This window comes from Azospirillum sp. A29 (assembly GCF_042604625.1).
Taxonomy (GTDB): domain Bacteria; phylum Pseudomonadota; class Alphaproteobacteria; order Azospirillales; family Azospirillaceae; genus Azospirillum; species Azospirillum palustre.
On sequence record NZ_CP170460.1, the window covers coordinates 1,347,844 to 1,364,473 of the forward strand.

14 protein-coding genes are annotated in these 16,630 nt (G+C 68.9%); all 14 read right to left on the reverse strand.

The genetic code is table 11. The features are described 5' to 3' along the window. Window positions 1–39 precede the first annotated feature (39 nt). Window positions 40–1,533, reverse strand: a complete 1,494-nt coding sequence (locus ABNQ38_RS05740) for a PfaD family polyunsaturated fatty acid/polyketide biosynthesis protein (protein WP_377806147.1) — start codon at window positions 1,531–1,533, stop codon at window positions 40–42. A 303-nt stretch (window positions 1,534–1,836) separates the two neighbouring features. Then, window positions 1,837–3,024, reverse strand: coding sequence for a porin (locus tag ABNQ38_RS05745; RefSeq protein ID WP_377806148.1), 1,188 nt, complete (start codon window positions 3,022–3,024; stop codon window positions 1,837–1,839). A gap of 42 nt (window positions 3,025–3,066) precedes the next feature. Then, a complete protein-coding gene (locus ABNQ38_RS05750; protein ID WP_377806149.1) occupies window positions 3,067–3,813 on the reverse strand; it encodes a hypothetical protein in 747 nt (248 codons plus the stop codon). After that, complete coding sequence (locus ABNQ38_RS05755) at window positions 3,810–4,238, reverse strand: SET domain-containing protein (protein ID WP_377806150.1); 429 nt, start codon at window positions 4,236–4,238, stop codon at window positions 3,810–3,812. The genes ABNQ38_RS05750 and ABNQ38_RS05755 overlap by 4 nt, the downstream gene beginning before the upstream one ends. Before the next feature lie 30 nt (window positions 4,239–4,268). Further along, complete coding sequence (locus tag ABNQ38_RS05760; RefSeq protein WP_377806151.1) at window positions 4,269–5,426, reverse strand: SDR family oxidoreductase; 1,158 nt, start codon at window positions 5,424–5,426, stop codon at window positions 4,269–4,271. A 55-nt stretch (window positions 5,427–5,481) separates the two neighbouring features. After that, a complete protein-coding gene (locus ABNQ38_RS05765) occupies window positions 5,482–7,155 on the reverse strand; it encodes an ATP-binding cassette domain-containing protein (RefSeq protein ID WP_377806152.1) in 1,674 nt (557 codons plus the stop codon). Window positions 7,156–7,162: 7 nt separating this feature from the next. After that, window positions 7,163–8,473, reverse strand: a complete 1,311-nt coding sequence (locus ABNQ38_RS05770; protein ID WP_377806153.1) for a prohibitin family protein — start codon at window positions 8,471–8,473, stop codon at window positions 7,163–7,165. 1 nt (window position 8,474) lies between these two features. Next, the gene (locus tag ABNQ38_RS05775; protein ID WP_377806154.1) at window positions 8,475–10,196 is read right to left on the reverse strand and encodes an ATP-binding cassette domain-containing protein; all 1,722 of its coding nucleotides are present in this window, start codon (window positions 10,194–10,196) and stop codon (window positions 8,475–8,477) included. Window positions 10,197–10,203: 7 nt separating this feature from the next. After that, the gene (locus ABNQ38_RS05780) at window positions 10,204–10,962 is read right to left on the reverse strand and encodes a substrate-binding periplasmic protein (protein WP_377806155.1); all 759 of its coding nucleotides are present in this window, start codon (window positions 10,960–10,962) and stop codon (window positions 10,204–10,206) included. 8 nt (window positions 10,963–10,970) lie between these two features. After that, window positions 10,971–11,141, reverse strand: a complete 171-nt coding sequence (locus ABNQ38_RS05785; protein ID WP_376962733.1) for a hypothetical protein — start codon at window positions 11,139–11,141, stop codon at window positions 10,971–10,973. A 34-nt stretch (window positions 11,142–11,175) separates the two neighbouring features. Further along, the gene (locus tag ABNQ38_RS05790) at window positions 11,176–11,676 is read right to left on the reverse strand and encodes a YcjF family protein (protein WP_377806156.1); all 501 of its coding nucleotides are present in this window, start codon (window positions 11,674–11,676) and stop codon (window positions 11,176–11,178) included. Window positions 11,677–12,067: 391 nt separating this feature from the next. Continuing rightward, complete coding sequence (locus tag ABNQ38_RS05795; RefSeq protein WP_377806157.1) at window positions 12,068–15,397, reverse strand: type VI secretion protein IcmF/TssM N-terminal domain-containing protein; 3,330 nt, start codon at window positions 15,395–15,397, stop codon at window positions 12,068–12,070. Continuing rightward, window positions 15,385–16,155, reverse strand: coding sequence for a hypothetical protein (locus tag ABNQ38_RS05800; protein WP_377806158.1), 771 nt, complete (start codon window positions 16,153–16,155; stop codon window positions 15,385–15,387). Before ABNQ38_RS05800 ends, ABNQ38_RS05795 begins: the two co-directional genes overlap by 13 nt. After that, on the reverse strand, window positions 16,152–16,628 hold the full coding sequence (locus ABNQ38_RS05805) for a hypothetical protein (RefSeq protein ID WP_377806159.1): 477 nt from the start codon (window positions 16,626–16,628) through the stop codon (window positions 16,152–16,154). Before ABNQ38_RS05805 ends, ABNQ38_RS05800 begins: the two co-directional genes overlap by 4 nt. Window positions 16,629–16,630 lie beyond the last annotated feature (2 nt).

The window sequence follows — 16,630 nt, forward strand, 5'->3', positions numbered from 1 at the left end:
GAAGGAGGATCAGGGGGGCGAAACCGGCGCGTCGGCGGGTCAGGCGAGCCGGCGCGGCACCCAGGTGAAGGCGGCGGCCGGGACCGGCAGGCCCGCCGTGCGCATCTGCTGGGCGCGGGTCACCACGGCGGCGCCCTCCAGCAGGTTGCGGGCGATCTGTTCGACGCTGCGGTTCTCCGCGGCTTCCAGGAAGCTGCCCTTCACCCAGTCGTTGAAGGCGCCCATGGCCGGGCCGCACCAGATCTGGAAGTCGTGGCGCCGGGCGGCATCGTCCAGCATCGGCCAGCGGGCGGCGTTGAACAGGTACCAGCGGAAAACCAGCGCCATGCGGTGGCGGGGATCGGCCTCGGCCCGGGCCAGTTCCGCCGGGTCGCGGACGGCGAAATGCTCGCGGGTCTGGCGCCAGATCTCCTCCAGCGGGGCCTGGAAGATGTCGCGTTCCAGGGTCGCGCGCTCGGCCGCCGGCAGATCCTCCAGGCCGGAATGGCGACAATACAGCTCGTACAGGCGCTGGGCGCGGAAGGGGAACAGGGTGCCCCGCTTCATCACCTGCACCTTCACCCCCATTTCGAACATGTCGGCGGCCGGCGCCATCGTCACGTCGGTGCTGGACAGGTCGGCCAGCATGCGGCGAACCGACAGCGGTTGCCCGGACTCCGTGGCCGACTGGTTCACCGAGCCGACGACGACATAGGCGGCCCCCATGGCGAAGGCGGCGGCGACGGCGGCGGGGGTGCCGAGACCGCCGGCGGCGCCGACGCGGATGTTGCGGTCATAATTGTGGGCGGCCACCAGCTCGTCCCGCAGGCGCTGGACGATCGGGAAAAGGACTGAGAGCGGGCGGTTGTCGGTGTGACCGCCGGAATCGGCCTCCACCGTGATGTCCTCGGCAACCGGGACGGTGGAGGCCAGTTCGGCCTCCTCGGCGGTGACGAGGCCTTGGGCGACCAGATCGGCCAGCATGCGCCGCGGGGCCGGAGCCATGAACTGGCGGGCGACCTCGGCGCGCGAGACCTTGGCGAAGATGTGGGTCAGGCGCCGGACCGCACCGGTGGCCGGATCGCGGCTCAACCCCCTGGCGGCCAGCTCGACCACCGACGGGGTCAGTGCCATGAAGGCGGAGGCCGAGACGCGGCGCACACCCTGTTGTTGGAACAGGCGGCAGACGGCGGTTTCCAGCTCCGGGTCGTTGGGGCTGTGGATCAGGTTGGCGCCCCAGTTCGGCACCTGGGTGCCCAGCGCCGCGTGGATTTCGGCAATACCCTCCTGCACGCGCTGTGGCGACAGGCCGGCGCTGCCGTAGAATCCCAGCAGGCCGGCACGGGCGGCGGCCACCGCCATGGCCGGCGTGGCGATGCCGCGTGCCATCTCGCCGGCCACATAGGCGAAGCGGCAACCATGGGTTTCCTGAAAGGCGCGGTCGCCCAGCCACTCCGGATAAAGCGGTGGCAGGGTGGCGACAGGGATAAGCTCGCCGCCGGCAAGATCCGGGGGAAGGCTCGAAGCTCCCAGCCGGCCGTCCCGGTTCCGCAAGATGTAAAGCGATGCCCGCGCCTTTTGAGTCAATTCCAGGAGCTGTGACGGATCGAAGCTTGCCGTCGGCGACACCACTGATGGCATTGCCGGCTCCAGACAGGTCATATCCACACCAACCCCTGATTATTTTTTTCTTATAAACAGCGGTTGGATTCTACCACAGATATAGTGCCGCGAAAACGGGTCGCGAACGTATGAGCGGAACGGAATTCGGTGCGTGGCGTGCAGTGCCGTAAAAGCTCCGGGGTTCCGGCGGGCCGGCATTCGGGCCGGCCCGTCAGGGTGCGCTTGTCCGGACCCTTAGAATGCCAGACGGGTGTCCAGCATCAGGATGTGCGCGCGGTCGGTCAGGTCGCCGCCGCTGGCAGCAGCGCCCGACAGGGTCGAGCGGACATAATCATACTCCAGCCCGGTGGTCAGGCCGGGGGCGACGGTCCAGGTCACGCCGCCCTGCCAGACATCGGCCTTGGCCGGCGTCGTCATGGTCGCCATGTCGTTGCCCAGCGCGCGCATATAGTTGGCGGCGAACAGCAGCGGGCCGCTGGTGTATTGGGCGCCGACGATCAGGTTCTGCTGGTCGCGTGACTGCGCGGTCCCCTTGGCATAGCCGCTGTCGCCGCTGTAGGCGTAGCTGACGCCGACCTTCGCCGGCCCGTAGCCGACATTGGCGCCGACATGGAACGAGTTCAGATCTTCGAAGGACTGGCTGGCGATGCCGTCGCTCTGCCGCACCGCCTTGCCGGTCTGGTAGAAGGCGCTGGCCTCCACCGTCACGTCGCCGAAGCTGTTCTGGAAGGCGGCACCCGCTTCGACCACGTCGCGGAAGGCGAGCGCATCGCCGAGCGCATCCACCTTGCGGCGGTTGATCGACGTGTTCGAATCGCCGGTGCGCGGGGTGTAGGACACCGCGGCCTGCAAACCGCCGAAGCTGGGGCTGATGTAGATGAACTTGGTCCCGGTGTCGTAGGACACCAGCGTGCGGAGGCTGGTCGCCGCCAGCGGCAGGGCGGCGTAGGTGGACGAGCCGTGGAGGAACAGAATGCCGTTGCTGTCCGGGCTGCCGGCGATGCCCTCCGTGTTGGGGCCGATCATGCCGTATTCGTCGGACAGCCCGTTGATGACGCCGGCCTGGATGGTGCCGAAGGACCCGTTGGCGAAGAGGAAGGCGCGGTCGTTCTCCACCGTCCGGCTCGACACCGAGGGGTCGCCGTTGCCGGAGACCAGACGCAGCCGGGCGCCGTAGGTCAGCCCGTTGTCGGTGGTGGCCGACGGGGTGACGGTCAGGCGCAGGCGGTTGGAGAACTCAGTCGAGCGCAGCCCGCTGTCCTGCTTCTGGCTGACATAGGCGCCCTGGAAATAGGCGTCGCCGCCGATGGTCAGGCTGAACTCGGCCTCTGCAAGGGCCGGGGCGGCCTGAAGCGCGACGACAATGGCGCCGGCGGCGGTGCCGGCCAGGGCTGCGGTGCGGAGAATGGAGAGAGAGGACATCGGGCGCATCGGGATGGTCATTCCGGGAAAGGGCGGCGGGCGTCAGGCCGTCTGGGCGACGGGGAACCAGCGGCGGCCGAACGGGGTGAGGTTGTCGTCGGTCAGGCGGGCAAGGCAGAGGATTTCGACGCTGTCGGCCCAGCGCGGGTTGAGGTGGCGGAACTGGGCAACCGCCGGGCTGTCGAGCTTGGCCTCGCTGATGGCGCGGGCCTCCTCCGTCAGGCCGTAGCCTTGCCATTTCCAGTCCACGGTGCCGGTGTCCGGGTCGTAGTAGTGCGCGAAGCACTCGCGGCCGATATGGTCGCGCAAGGCCCGGTCGAGGTCGTCGAGCGTCCGGTCCGCGCTGGGCGTGTGGCGGGTGAACAGCATCGGCATGTAGCGGTAGGAGCGGTAGCCGACGGCGCTGTAGCTCCAGTACCACAGCCGCCCCGACCGGTCGGCGCGCGCCCGCCCGACCATTTCGGCGACCATGGCGCGCACCAGCCCGTTCGACCCCCAGAAGCGCCGTTCCAGAATGCAGTGGGCGGTGTGGAAGGCGCCGACGGCGGTGCCGGCGATCTCCGCCTCCTGGCGGTAGATCGTGGCGAAGCCGACCAACTCGCCGGTCTCCGGATCCTCCTGCAGGACGCAGTGGTCGAGGTCGCCCAGCTCCTCGTTGAAATACTCCTCGCCGTACCCCTCGAACCAGACGCTGAGCAGGGCGAACATCATCGCCCGCCGCTCGGGCGTCAGGGCGGCGGGTTCGACGATGCTGGTCCGCAGGGGGTGATGCGACGCGCGCGGCGTCATGCCGGCGTTCCGTGCAGATCACTGGCGGACAGATAGCTGGCCGCACCCGCTTCGCGGACATCGGCGCAAATGTCCTCGTAGTTGCAGGTGATCTCCTCGCCGGCTGCGATGGCGCGGCGGGTGACGAAGAGCCGCCAGTCGCCGGGGTCGGCCCGGCCGATGGACGGCTCGTCGTCATGGTTGAGGAAGCGGGCGTCGTCGCCGGGCAGCAGGACGCCGACCCCGTCGATCACGCAGCCATGGAAATCCACCAGCCGGGAAAGCTGGGAGAACTCGTCCAGCAGCGCGTCGTCGGGGGCGAAGAGGCGGTCGATGCGGGCATCGAACCGCCACACCGGCACGCCGGCCGCGACCGGCTCCTCGGCGAAGAGACCCAGCCCGTGGATCGGGCTGGATGCGAGGCGGGTGGGGATGAGGAGCGGCATGGCTTCAGTCCCTTCAAAAGACGACCCGCGTCAGGCGGCGACCGACGTGGCCATCAGCGCCTCATCGAACTCGAAGCTGCTGGCGTCGTCCACGAACTGCTCGCCGATGGTGGCGTCGCTGCTGGACAGGCACACGCCCAGATAATCCTTGAAGCGCGGCGGCGGGGCGAAGCCTTCGGCCAGCAGGCGGCTGTTGTCGAAAGCAATGTCCTGCGCAATGAAGCGATGGTATTTGCGGGCACCGACGGCCATCGTCCGGTTCAGGAGGTCGCGCTGCGGGAACGCCGCCTTGAAGGCCGCGTCAAACGGCTTCCAACCCTCCGGCCCCTTGTGGTCGAAGCGGGCGTAGGGGCGCGGGCCGCCCTGATGCCCATGGGCAGCGAAGCCCTCCTCGAAGTCGGTCCACATCGTGCGCGAACCCTCGCCGGCGGAGACGTGGTAGAGTTTGTGCTTCAGGTCGGGCTTGTTCAGCAGGTCGTGCAGGCGGGCCGTTGCCCAGTCCACCGGAATGATGTCGATGAAGCCGTCCGGCTTGCAGGGCAGCAGGCCGGTCCGGTCGATCAGGCGGTAGTACCAGAAGATGCTGGCGCTGGGCCGGACGCCGAGCGTGGTGTGGCCGACCACGATGGACGGACGGACGACGACGATCGGCAGGTCCTGAAAGCCGGCGGCCAGCGCGTGCTCCGCCGCTGCCTTGCTGCGGGTGTATTCAGCGATATGGGGGGCGGTGTGGCTGGCGGCAGGAGCCTCCTTCACCACTTCCATATGCGGGGTCTCGCCGCAGCAGAAGGCGGTACCGATGTGCAGGAAGCGCTGGAGGTGGCGCATCTTGCGCGCGCGGCCGGCCAGTGCCAGCGTGCCGTCGACGTTGATCTCCCACACCGACTGGCGGCTGTCGAAGGAGGTGTCGGCGGCGATGTGGACGATCTTGGTCACCTGATCCAGCCGCGGATCGGTGCTGGTCGCCACCGACTGGAGATCGCCCGGGAGGATCTGGCACAGGCGGGCGGCGGCCTCTGCCGTGGCGCGGTCGCTGTGGCGGTTCAGGTTGGTGGCGAGACGGGCGCGGCATGCGGCCTCGTCGGCGCCGCGGATCAGCAGCAGATAGTCGGCTGCGGTCCCGTTCTTGACGGCGTCGAGGTAGAAGGAACCGCCGAGAAAGCCTGTGCCGCCGGTGAGAAGGATCATGGTGTGCCTCTGTCTCGCGTCTGGGTGATGGGGGCAGGGGAGGGGTGGACCCGTCTCAGGAAGAGACGGGAAGAAGGTCGGGGGCAGGAATGCCGCCCGCGGGAACCGTGGCGATGAGCTGGCGGATGCCGCCGCGGTCGACCTGCAACTGCACGTCGGCCGCGTCGAAATAGGCGTCGTCGTGGGTCACCGCGATCACGGTGATGCCGCGCGCCTTCATCCAGGGAATGATTTCGCGGTAGAACTTGCGCCGGAAATAGGGCGACTGGTCGGCCGCCCACTCGTCCAGCACCAGCACCGGCTTGCGCTCCAGCAGAGCGGCGATCAGGGTAAGGCGCTTCTTCTGGCCCTGCGACAGATCGACGGTGGTGAAGGCACGGCCGTCGATGGCGACCTTGTCGGACATCTCCAGCAGGTCGAGAAGCTCTTCGGCGAAGCCGTCGTCGAGCGTCGCCGCACCATAGAGCTGGCGGGTCACATGGCTGTCGGAGAAGACCACCGCGAAGCGGTCGCGGTGGGCGGCGAGGCCGTCCGGCCCGACCGTCACGCCGTCGACCGAGAGGCTGCCGCGCTGGATCGGATAGAGACCCAGCAGCATGTGGACCAGCGTGCTCTTGCCGGCACCGTTGTGGCCGGTGATGAAGACGACGCTGCCGCGCTCGACCGTCATGTCCACCGGGCCGACGGTGAAGGACCCCGTGCCGTCACGCCCCATATGGCGGAAGGTGGCTCCTTCCAGGGCGATGGTGGAGAAGGGATCGTCCATGCCGTTGCTGCGGCCCGGAGTGACTGCCTGCGGCCCCGCCTTCAGCTCCGCTTCCACCGCCAGATAGGAGCGGGCGGCGGTCTCGGCGCTGATGTAGGAGGGGTAGGAGGCGACGATGGTGATGACCGGATAGGCGATGAAGGCGGCGGCATGACCGGCCAGGATGACCGTGGCGATGTCGGTGTTGGTGACCGCCGGCAGCAGGAAGATGATCCCGGCCAGTGCGGCGTAATAGGTTAGCTCGCTGATGGTGAAGTAATGGCTGTACTCCGCACCGAAGCGGTGGCGTTCCTTGCGCAGGGCTTCGGCGCAGGACGTCGCGTCGGCCAGCGCGTTGGCGGCGCGGCGGCGGTTCAGCTTGCATTCGCGCAAGGTCTGCAGGATGTGCTCGGACCGTTCCGACAGGGCGCCTTCGGCCTCGTGGATCGTCTCCGACATCAGTTCCAGCCGGATGACGGAGCGTCCGATCAGAATGCCGCCGACCACCAGGAAGCAGAGCACGATCAGCACCGCCGCACCCGACAGGGTGGAGAGATACAGCAGGCACAGCAGGATGGCGGCGACCGACTGGAAGCTGATGACCAGGGTCGGAACCGCCTGGGCCAGCATCTGCAACTCCCCTCCCGCCACCTGGGCGAGGCGGGAGGAGCCGACCGCCATCGCGTCCGGCAGGTCGGCGGCCACGGCCCGGCGCAGCAGGTCGACGCGCAGGATGGCGAGCGCGGCCTGCATGCGCTTGGACGCCGCGTTCATCATCCAGCCCTGGGCGATCCGCCACAGGAAGGCCGACAGCAGGAAGACGATCAGCAGACGTTGCAGGCCCTCGGGATCGTCGAGCACCAGCAGGGCGTCGTTCAGCGAGGTCAGCAGGGCGAGGTTGAGCGCCGCGGCCAGCACTGCCAGCAGCAGCAGCGGCTGCATGTTGCGCAGTGCCTCGCGTCTTAGAATGCGCCAGAGATCCATCGCCGCCTCACTTGGACTGGATCATGTCGAGGAGCTTGGACGGCGACACCTTCGACAGGATCGGCGCCGAGGCCGCGGTCTTGGAGCCGTCCTTCGCGGGTTCCGGCTTGGCGGCCGGAGTCGGGGCAGGGGCCGCCGGATGTCCGGCCGCGGGGGCCGATTCGCCGCCGCCGGTGTTCAGGCTCGGCATCTGACCGATGGGGGTCTGGCCCGGCGTTCCCTCTCCGCTCAACGACGGCAGCTGCGAGACCGGCGGCACGGCGGCACTGGTGGGCACCGAGGTCAGCTTGGCGTTCGGCGAAGCCGGCGGTGCGCCCGGCGCGGCGGCGGTGGCCCCCGGGGCCGGCAGGGGGTTCTGGTTGGAGGCGGCGTCGAGGATCAGCGGAAGCCCGCCGCTGGCGGCGTTGCCGATGACGACGATCTTGGCGTTGGGCGAATGGGCCAGCTCCAGCGTCGCCTCGATGCCGCGCCAACGCAGGTAGTTCTCGGTCAGGTTGGCTTGCACGGTTTCCTGGAAGGCGCGGATGCCCTGGCCTTCCAGCTGCTTACGCTGGCTTTCGAACAGCTCGCGCTGGAGGCGGAACTGGTATTCCTGCGCCGCCTGGTCCTGCTGAATCTTGCGTTCGATCGACGCCATGATCGCTTCGGGCAGGGCGACGTTGCGGATCAGGATGTCCTGGATCAGCAGATAGCCGGTCTTGGTCCGCCCGTCGGGCTTCGGCACATTCTCGGCGCCGATCAGCTGGGCGTACATCACGCGGTCGGCGACCTGCTCGTAGGTCTCCGTCTGCACCCGCAGGCGGCGGTGGGCGTAGAGTTCGTCCGCCTTGAAGCGCGACACGATCTCTCGCGACACGGACCCGACCTCCGGCACCAGCAGGACTTCCAGATACCGCGGGCCGACATTCTTGTGCAGGGCGGCCAGCATCTCCGCATAGGGGCGGTAGCGCACCGTGATCTCGATGCTGACGTTCAGGCCGTCGTTGGCGATGGCCGAATAGGAGCGGGTGTCCTCCTGCAGGCGCAGGTCGTAGACCTCGATCTTGTCCCAGGGGAAGATGACATGCACGCCTTCGGCGAGCGCCGGCCCCATCTGGGTGCCCTCGTGGAACCGCTTCCACAGCACACCGCCATGGCCCGCCGGGATGAAGACGACGATGGACGGTGCGAAATAGAGGAAGATCAGGATGCCGACCAGCAGCGTGCACAGCAGGGAGCGGCGGTGTTCGTCGTACCAGTGGGCCAGCAGCGCACGCAGGCGCGACTTCGGCTTCGGCAGCGCATCGGCGTCGTCGATGGTGAAGGCCTGGTCAGCCATATCACGCGGTCTCCTGCAAGCAAGCCATGGCGGGGTCCGAAGCGGAACCCATGTCGGGTCGGGACGTGGCCGTCGCGGCCGGCATGTCCATGCGCCCGTTGGTCATTCGGATGGTGACGTCGCAGACCGACGACACGTCGCCGTCGTGCGACACGAAGATCACGGTGCGGCCGATGGCCCGCAGCTTGCCGATGATCTCGTTGGTGAAGCGGGTGCGGAATTCGGCATCCTGGTCGGATGTCCATTCGTCGAGGATGACGACCGGCCGGCCTTCCGCCACCGCCACCGCCAGGGCGACGCGCCGGCGCTGCCCCTTCGACAGGTCGCGGTTCAGCAGTCCGTTGCCGGTGTCGGGAACCAGATGGTCGATCTTCAGATAGGCCAGCATCTCGCGGAACAGCTCGGCGTCGAAGCCGGGCCCCTGCGGCAGCCGGGTGAACAGGTGATGGTCCTGGAACACGGCGCAGAACAGGTCGCGGTAGGCCTCCAGCCGGTCGGTCTCCACCGGCTGCCCGTCGAGCAGCACCTGCCCCTCGTCGGGATGGAAAAGCAGCGGAATGACGCGCAGCAGGGTGGACTTGCCCGACCCGTTGGAACCGACGATGCCGACCACGCTGCCCGCCGGGATGGTCAGGTCGATGGGACCGATCACGAAGGGTTCCGGCCGCAGCCCGGCGCGGTAGGCGAAGCTGACGCCGCGCAGCTCGATACTGGAGAAGCGGCGCGGGGCGCGGGCGGTGCGCGACGGCTCGTATTCCAGCGCCGGCATGGTGCCGAGCAGGGCCGTCAGCTGTGCCGCCGCATCCTCCGCCGCGACATAGTCGGGAACGGCGTTGAGGAACTTCGACAGCGGACGGGCCAGGAACAGGATGACCGAGGTGACCAGCGGAAGTTCGGACACCGACATCGCGCCCATGCGCGGGAAGATGAAGACGAAGACCGCCGAGAAGCCGATGATGATCGTCGCGATCCAGGAGAACAGCTCGCCCAGATTGCGGCCGTGGCGGCGCTTCAGCTCTTCCCAGCGGGCGACATCGGCCTCCACCGCCTGGGACAGCTCGTCGCGGCGCGCCTTGCCCAGCTTGACCTCGGCATTGCCGCCGACCAGCTCGGAGAAGCCCTGGAGCATCCGAAGCTCGGACTCCTTGGCATCGCCGAGCAGCGAGCGGGTCCGCTGCGCCTCGCGCACGTACCAGCCGCCGACCAGCAGCGCCGCCACCAGCAGCAGCGTGGCGCCGACGGTGGACAGGGTCCACAGGTAGAGGTAGGCGACCGCCGCCACCAGCATCATGTTGGCGGCGATGGACAGGTTGGGCAGCAATGCTGCGATGCGCTCCAGATGGTGATTGCCGAGATCGAAGGACCGCTTGGCCTGCAAATCCAGGATGTCGGCGTGGCCGCCCAGCGTGACGTGGCGGAGGAAGCGCCGCCGCACCCCGGCCAGCGCGCTGAAGGCGGTCGTCAGCGTCAGGGAGACGAAACGCTTGGCAAACGCGTAGGAGACCAGCAGCGACAGACAGAAGATCAGGAAGGGGGTGTCCAGCACCTCGCCGCGCATCCAGCCGCTCAGCTCCGCGCTGAGGCTCATCAGGCTGATGAGGTTGGCGGTGGCGGCGACGCAGCCGGTGATGACCAGCCGGGTCAGGATGCTGCGGTCGGCAAGGCCGATCAACGGCAGCAGCGAGGACGGCGGTCGGCTGGGAGGGGGCATGTGCTTGGCCATCGTCCGGTCACTCCGCCAGCCAGCCGTCGACAATGCGGGCGATGGTCCCGTTGTCGCGCAGCTTGACGAAGGCGGCCTGCAGCCGTTCCGCCTTCTCCTTGCGCGTCTTGGGCAGGGCGATGTAGCGGGGGATCAGCCCGACCGGCTTGGGCAGCACGCGCACGTCCTTCAGCCGGCCGTCCTGCTTGGCCATGTAGTTCAGCACATGCAGGTCGCCGACGATCACGTCCACCCGGCCGAGGATCAGGCGGCGGAAATTGACCACGTTGCTGCTCGACGCAACCTTCTCCAGATATGTGGCCGCATCGAAGTCGGCGGCGTAGGAGAAGCCGTCGACCACGCCGATGCGGTAGGAGGTCAGATCCTCCAGCCGGTCGAAGGTGATGTTGGAGTCCTTGCGCACCATGAACACGGTCGTTCCGGTGCGGAACGGGCCGATCATGTTGTACTGCGCGAAGCGGGTCGGCGACGCGATGAACTGGAAGCCGATGTCTGCGGTGTTCTCGTCCATCGACTGGACCACCTCGGTCCAGGACAGCGGGCGATGGACCGGGGTGACGTTGAGTTCCTTCAGCAGCGCGTTGACGATCTCTGTGTCGATGCCGGTGCGGTTGCCGTTGAAGGAATAGTTGTAGGGCGGGAAATGGTCCTCCGACGCGACGGTCCAATATTCGGCGCGGGCCGGAGTGCACAGCACGAGCAGCGCCAGCAGGGCCAGCAGCAGTGCCGGCAGTCGCCGAGGCGCGTTGGGAGGGAGCATGGTCATGGCTGCGGTCACGCCTTGGCCAGCTTCTTGCGGCGGCCGGTGAGCAGGATCATGACGAGGAGGGCGCCGGGCGGCGTCAGAACCACCGCCAGGAAGGCGTAAAGCAGGAAGCCGCCGCGGCGGCCGATCCCCAGAAACCCGACCAGCAGGCAGAGACCGATATAGATCAGCTCGAACACGGCGATGCTTCCTTCTTTGCCCGGCGTTCAGGCGTCAGACGGCCTTCTGGACCGGCTGCTCGTCCATCTGCGGTGCGGCGGCCGGAGCATCGGTGGTCTCACCCTTGGCGGCCTCGAACTCCTTGCGGAAATAGTCGCGCATCGCATCGATGTCGAAATCCAGCAGCGTGCCGCCGGTCTCGAAATGCTGGGCGAACACCTGCCCCAGAGCCCGGGTCGCCGCCAGCGACAGCGCCGGCATCACCGCCACGCCGAGGGCGGTGCCGATGAAGGGGACGGCCTTGACGGCGGAGCCCAGGACGCTGGAGCTGAGAGCCCCCGGCATGACGCCGCCCAGCAGGGCGCCGACGATGGCACGGGTCCGCTCCTGCGCGAACTCGACTCCATAAAGCTTGGCGAGCTTGTGGACGAGGTTCAGCTGCGCCGCGCTGACGGCGGCGACGTCGGCGCCCGGAACGGGGATCAGCCCGAAGGCACCCGAGGCGTAGCTGTGATACTTGATCAGGTCCTGGGCGCGCTTCTTACGGTCTACCATGATCCGAAACCTTTCTCGGGTCGGGAAGAGTTGATCTGCGGTGGATGCTTCGACGCAAACCGCACGTTTCCGCTTGGTCGGCGCCGCTGGGCCGAGCCTTCCAGTGGAAGGCGTCAGCCAATCGTCAATTGCAGTCACAGCAATTGACAAACGAAAGGCGTTGGCTGCACAAGGCAGCGAAGAAATTGGTTAATGATAATTAAACGGAAAGCTTGGCAGGAAATGCCCACCTGCTCACCTATATAATGTAGTCTATTGATACAATTTTATTGATTAAAAACATGTTAAGTCACTATCAGGGTTGCTAGGAATTTTTGCAGGGACATGGATCGGCTTGTCGCGAAATGTAACCAAAGCCAACATTAGCTTTTCTTGCGATTAGCAACTCGCTCTACCTTGAAGGGAAACGGGACGGCAGGTCCAAGGCCTTCGCCGGCAGGGCGGATCGCGATCCGGCGGCGATGGACGCCGTCATGAACAGAACCGTATCGCGCACCGGCTCGCCGCCGATGGTCTGGGTCGGCAGGACGATCCGCAGCAGGGCGCCGTCGCCGCTTGTGGAGGACGACCGTCCTTTCAACAGCCGCAGCAATGCCCAGGGGCCGCGCTCGACCAGCGTCAGCGTATCGCCGGCCGCCGCCTCCGCTTCGCTCGCCATGGCGTTCTTCGGGCGATAGGGAGAACCGGCGGCCCAGCGGAAGCTGAGGAGCAGCGGTTGCCCCGCCTTCCAGACCAGCGCGTCGGAACCGGCGGAGGCGCCGACCGCGCTGGTCCCCGACCGCACCGACCAGTCGATGATGTGCTCCGCCCCCAGTTCCTGCGCCCGGTTGGTGCCGTAGCCGAAACGGACACTGACCGGTGCCGAACGGGAGATCGCGTCGAACAGGGGACGCACCGCCTCCATTTTTTCGAGGAAGGCCGCGATTTCAGGCGTCGCCGTCTTCATGACGGCGGCCCGGTTCTCGTCGAGCTGCTCGTAGAAGCGGCGCACGTCCTTGGGATCGGCATCCGGCGCACCGCGGGCGAGATCCGGGCGGACGAAGGGGAAACGTCCGGCCAGCGATTGGGAGAACACTGCATCGAGCTTTGCCGCCGCCGCGTCGGGCGCAGGCAGCGCAGGCGCCGCAGGCTCCGCGGGAAGGATTGGAAGGGCCGGCAATGGCGGCAGCGGGGGCAGCCGGGCTGGCGGGGGAGCCTCGTAGGGCGCAGGCGGCGGGCTGGCGATCGCCACCTGTTTGGGCGGCGCGGGAACGGGCTCGGGAGCCAGCACGGCAGCAGGCACAGGGGCAGGGGCAGGCGGCGTGGGGCGCTGCTCGACGGCCGGTGCCGCCGGAGCGGGGGCCGCGGGCTTGCTTTCGGAAGCGGCGGCTTTGGCCGGCGGCGGTTCGTCCTTGGGCTTTACCGCCACGGCAGCGACCAGTTGCGACGGCAGGGCGGCGACCGCAGGGTTCAGGGACAGTGCGCCGCCTTCGCCGCTGGTCAGCAGGCGTCCGGCCGACGGGGTGTCGAGCGCCAGGACGGCGGCACGGGCCGCGGTGGCCGCGGTGGACAGCGCCTCGGTGACGCGGTCGGTGGTATCGCGGCCGGGAAGGTCGGCCATCGCCGCCTTCTGAAGCGCCAACTTGACGGCATCGGGCAAGCCGCGCGCGGGATCCTGCAAGGCGGCGGCAATCGGCCAGCCGGCGGCTTCGGTGACGGCATCGACCAGTCGGCCGAGGTCCGCGACATCCTCTTCATTCGGCGATTGCGGCAGGTCGCGCAGCCTGTCGGCCAAGGCCTGTGCCCGCAGACGCAGGGGATTGCGGGTGTAGAGTTCCTCGGCCAGCGGAGCGGCGAGTTGCACCGACTCAGCCCGCAGGGCGACCGCGATGGTCCTGGCATCCAGGTTGGGAAGGTCGGCCCCGGCGGCAATGCGCGTGATGAAGCCGTCGGTCGCCACGATGGGCGGGCGCGGCACGGCGTCATAGACGCTTTCAGCCAGCGCCAGCAACTCGTCGAACCCGCTGTTGCGGCGGAAGCGGTCATAGCGCTCCAGCGCACCGCGCCGGCCGCCGATGCGGTCCAGCTGGGCGGCCAGCCGGCGGAAGGCCGGCAGATCTTCGACGCGCCGGGGATTGGTGACCGGCGGCAGGTCGGTCAGGGCGGAGCTGGGCAGCAGGGCGTCGCGGATCGGCCGCAGCACCGCCCGGCGCAGGGTGACCGAGGCGAGCCGCCGCTTGTCCTCGTCGACTCCGCTGAACAGCGAGGTCGGCAGCAGCGGCGTTGCCAGCCGGTCGCGTTCCATCACGGCAGTGGCGGCGATCACGCGGCCGACCATGGGGCCGATCATCGGACCATCTACCAGGGCGTCGCGTGACAGCAGCGCCCGCCGCAGGTCGGCAACCGGTGCAGCCACCGCAGCGCTTCCGGCCGATACGCCGGCGAAGCCCTGCCAGGCGGCGACCGACAGGACCGCCACGGAGGCGGCCAGCGCGGCCTGCGCGATCCGGCGATGCCGGCGGCCTTGTAGAAAGGCGGCTTCCGACGGGCGTCCATAGCCGGGCTCGGCGAAGGCACGGCCGGGCAGCAGGTCGCGGGCGAAGGCCGGGCGGCGTCCCCCCGTCGCGGTCGCACAGGCGCCGGTCAGGGCGATGCCGCGTAGCGGGAAGGGCTCGGAAGCCTCGTCTCCGCCCAGCGCACCATCCAGGAACAGTGCCAGCGGATGGCGCAGCGTCTCCAGCGATGCCGGGAGAAGCGGCAGGCGCACGCAGGCGGTCCCGGCGGCGGTCACACCGGCGAGCGCGTCGGCCTCCAGCAGGGCGAGGTCGGATTGGATGGCGTCGAAGGCTTCCGCCACACGGGCGGGCTCGAAAGGCGCCAGCCAGTCATGCGGGCTGGTCCATCCCAGAACGCTGTCCAGCATGGCCGCGGGAATCGTCGCGCAGAGGTCTCCGAAGCCGTCGAGGGACTCCGCACGCACCACCGCCACATGCACCGGGCAGACCATGCCCAGCTCGTCGCGGATCGAGCGCAGCCGTGCGCGCAGGGACTCCGCCCGCTTGGCCAATGCCCGGCGCGGTGCCTCGCGCTCCGCCGCGGCGCGCAGCTCGTCGGCGCCGACCAACAGCAGAATGCCGTCCAGCGGTCGGCGCATCGGCCGTTTGCGGATCGCCGCGACCAGCGACGGCCAGGAGGCGTCCAGTTTCGTGCCATCGGCGGAATCGGCGCCGGCATGCAGGATCGCCGCCCCTTCGCAGAACCACCAGCAGCCGTTCTCGGTGTTGCCGTCTTCCGGCCAGCGCACATGGGTCGGGTCGGTGGCGAGCAGCGCCGGGCCGCCGACGCCGAAGGCGAGGAACCAGGGAATGTCGCCGCGCCGCAGGGGACCGCGCATCTGCCGGGCCAGGATTTCCAGCCCTTCATTGTAGGTGCGGGCCAGCGGCGGCTTGCCGGGGGCTGCCTTCGACGGTGGCGGCGCCTCCGCCCGAACATGGAGCGCCGAGGACGGCATGGGCTTGCGCGCCGGCGCCTTGGCACGGGCCGCGGCCTTGGCGGGCTTGCGCCGGCGGCGGAGCCGGGCGCGCAGCGTCGGCCAGACCGACCGGGCCACCCGATAGAGGATATAGAGCGGCAGGGCCGCCAGCAGGAAGGGCAGATAGGCGAAGACGAAGGACAGGATCCAGCCGATGGCCGAACCGATGCTGGAGATCACAAGTTCAATCGTCAGGATCAGTAGGACCATGACTGCCCCATATCCTCGACCGCGGACCGGGCGCCGCGCAGGTCACGCTGGAGATCGTTGACGGCGGTGGACCACAGCAGATGGGACACCAGCAGGAACAGCGCCGCCACGCCGCCGACCGCCACCCACCAGCGCCGCGCCGACGGGCGGAAGCCGCCGACCACCGCACCCATCGGCGGATCGTAGGCGCGCCGGCTGGCGAGGCCGGCCTGCGGCTGCTCGGTTCCGCCCTCCCTGCCGGTGACGATCCGGTGCAGCGGGGACCGCCGCACCGCCGCCTGGGCATCGTCGGGGAAACCGAGGGCCAGGGCCGCGAGATAAACCGCGGCAAGCCCGCGGTCGGCCTTGGCGCCCTGGCGGATCAGGTCGTCGGCCTGGACAAACAGGGTCTGCAGGGTGGCGTTCGCACCGAACAGGCGGCCGGCGACGACTGCGTCGGCCGGCTTCACCTGGGCAAGCGCCCGGTCCGCCAGCATCGCCATCGCGAAGGCCGCCTTCACCACGGTGCCATGGGCGGCGGGACCCTGGGCGGTCGCCGAGGCGCTCATGCCGTGGAGCATTGCGACCAGCCGCTCGGCCACCGACCCGGCCGGGGCTTGGTCCTGCGCGCAGGCGGCCAGCAGGTCGGCATGGAAGGCGCGGAAAAGCGCCAGGACACCCGGACCGGCGGCGCGCGCCGCGTCGGCGGCAGCAACGACGGTGGCAGCGGCGGGCGCGGCCGGAGGTGCGGAGGGCGAGGGGGCGGGCCGTACGGTCACGGTGCGGTGTCCTTCGGCAGCGGAGCCACGGTGAAGCCGTCGCGTCCCAGCCGGATGTCGAGCGCGCTCATGCCGTCCAGCGACTGGCGGTGGACCCCCGGCATGCCGTAGCGCGCGAAGACGATGGTTGCGGTGGGTACGGCGGCAAAGGGGGGAAGGCTGTGCAGGATCACGCTCTGGCCGGGAACCAGCTCCCAGGACGCGATGGCGATCCGCCCGGCAGCCTCGCCGTTCAGGGCCGCCCGCTCGCGGAACCAGCCTGCGGCGTCGAGCGAGCCGACCCGGCGCGCCAGGGCGCCGTCGGCCACCCGGACCACGTCGACGGCCACCGGACGCCGGCCGTTGGCCTCGGCATCTGCGACGATGCGGAGCATCGGGGCCGGATCCGTCCCGCCATCCGTGACGCGCCGCATCGACCCGTCGGCGGCGCAGCCGGCGAGCAGCAGGGCGATTGTCAGAGCCGTGCGCTTCATGG

Excerpts from the sequence above, each read along its gene's own strand:
- ABNQ38_RS05795 (WP_377806157.1), bottom strand. The coding sequence starts at position 15,397 with ATGGTCCTACTGATCCTGACGATTGAACTTGTGATCTCCAGCATCGGT.
- ABNQ38_RS05760 (WP_377806151.1), bottom strand. The coding sequence starts at position 5,426 with ATGATCCTTCTCACCGGCGGCACAGGCTTTCTCGGCGGTTCCTTCTAC.
- ABNQ38_RS05765 (WP_377806152.1), bottom strand. The coding sequence starts at position 7,155 with ATGGATCTCTGGCGCATTCTAAGACGCGAGGCACTGCGCAACATGCAG.
- ABNQ38_RS05750 (WP_377806149.1), bottom strand. The coding sequence starts at position 3,813 with ATGACGCCGCGCGCGTCGCATCACCCCCTGCGGACCAGCATCGTCGAA.
- ABNQ38_RS05775 (WP_377806154.1), bottom strand. The coding sequence starts at position 10,196 with ATGGCCAAGCACATGCCCCCTCCCAGCCGACCGCCGTCCTCGCTGCTG.
- ABNQ38_RS05805 (WP_377806159.1), bottom strand. The coding sequence starts at position 16,628 with ATGAAGCGCACGGCTCTGACAATCGCCCTGCTGCTCGCCGGCTGCGCC.
- ABNQ38_RS05745 (WP_377806148.1), bottom strand. The coding sequence starts at position 3,024 with ATGTCCTCTCTCTCCATTCTCCGCACCGCAGCCCTGGCCGGCACCGCC.
- ABNQ38_RS05790 (WP_377806156.1), bottom strand. The coding sequence starts at position 11,676 with ATGGTAGACCGTAAGAAGCGCGCCCAGGACCTGATCAAGTATCACAGC.
- ABNQ38_RS05770 (WP_377806153.1), bottom strand. The coding sequence starts at position 8,473 with ATGGCTGACCAGGCCTTCACCATCGACGACGCCGATGCGCTGCCGAAG.
- ABNQ38_RS05755 (WP_377806150.1), bottom strand. The coding sequence starts at position 4,238 with ATGCCGCTCCTCATCCCCACCCGCCTCGCATCCAGCCCGATCCACGGG.
- ABNQ38_RS05780 (WP_377806155.1), bottom strand. The coding sequence starts at position 10,962 with ATGACCATGCTCCCTCCCAACGCGCCTCGGCGACTGCCGGCACTGCTG.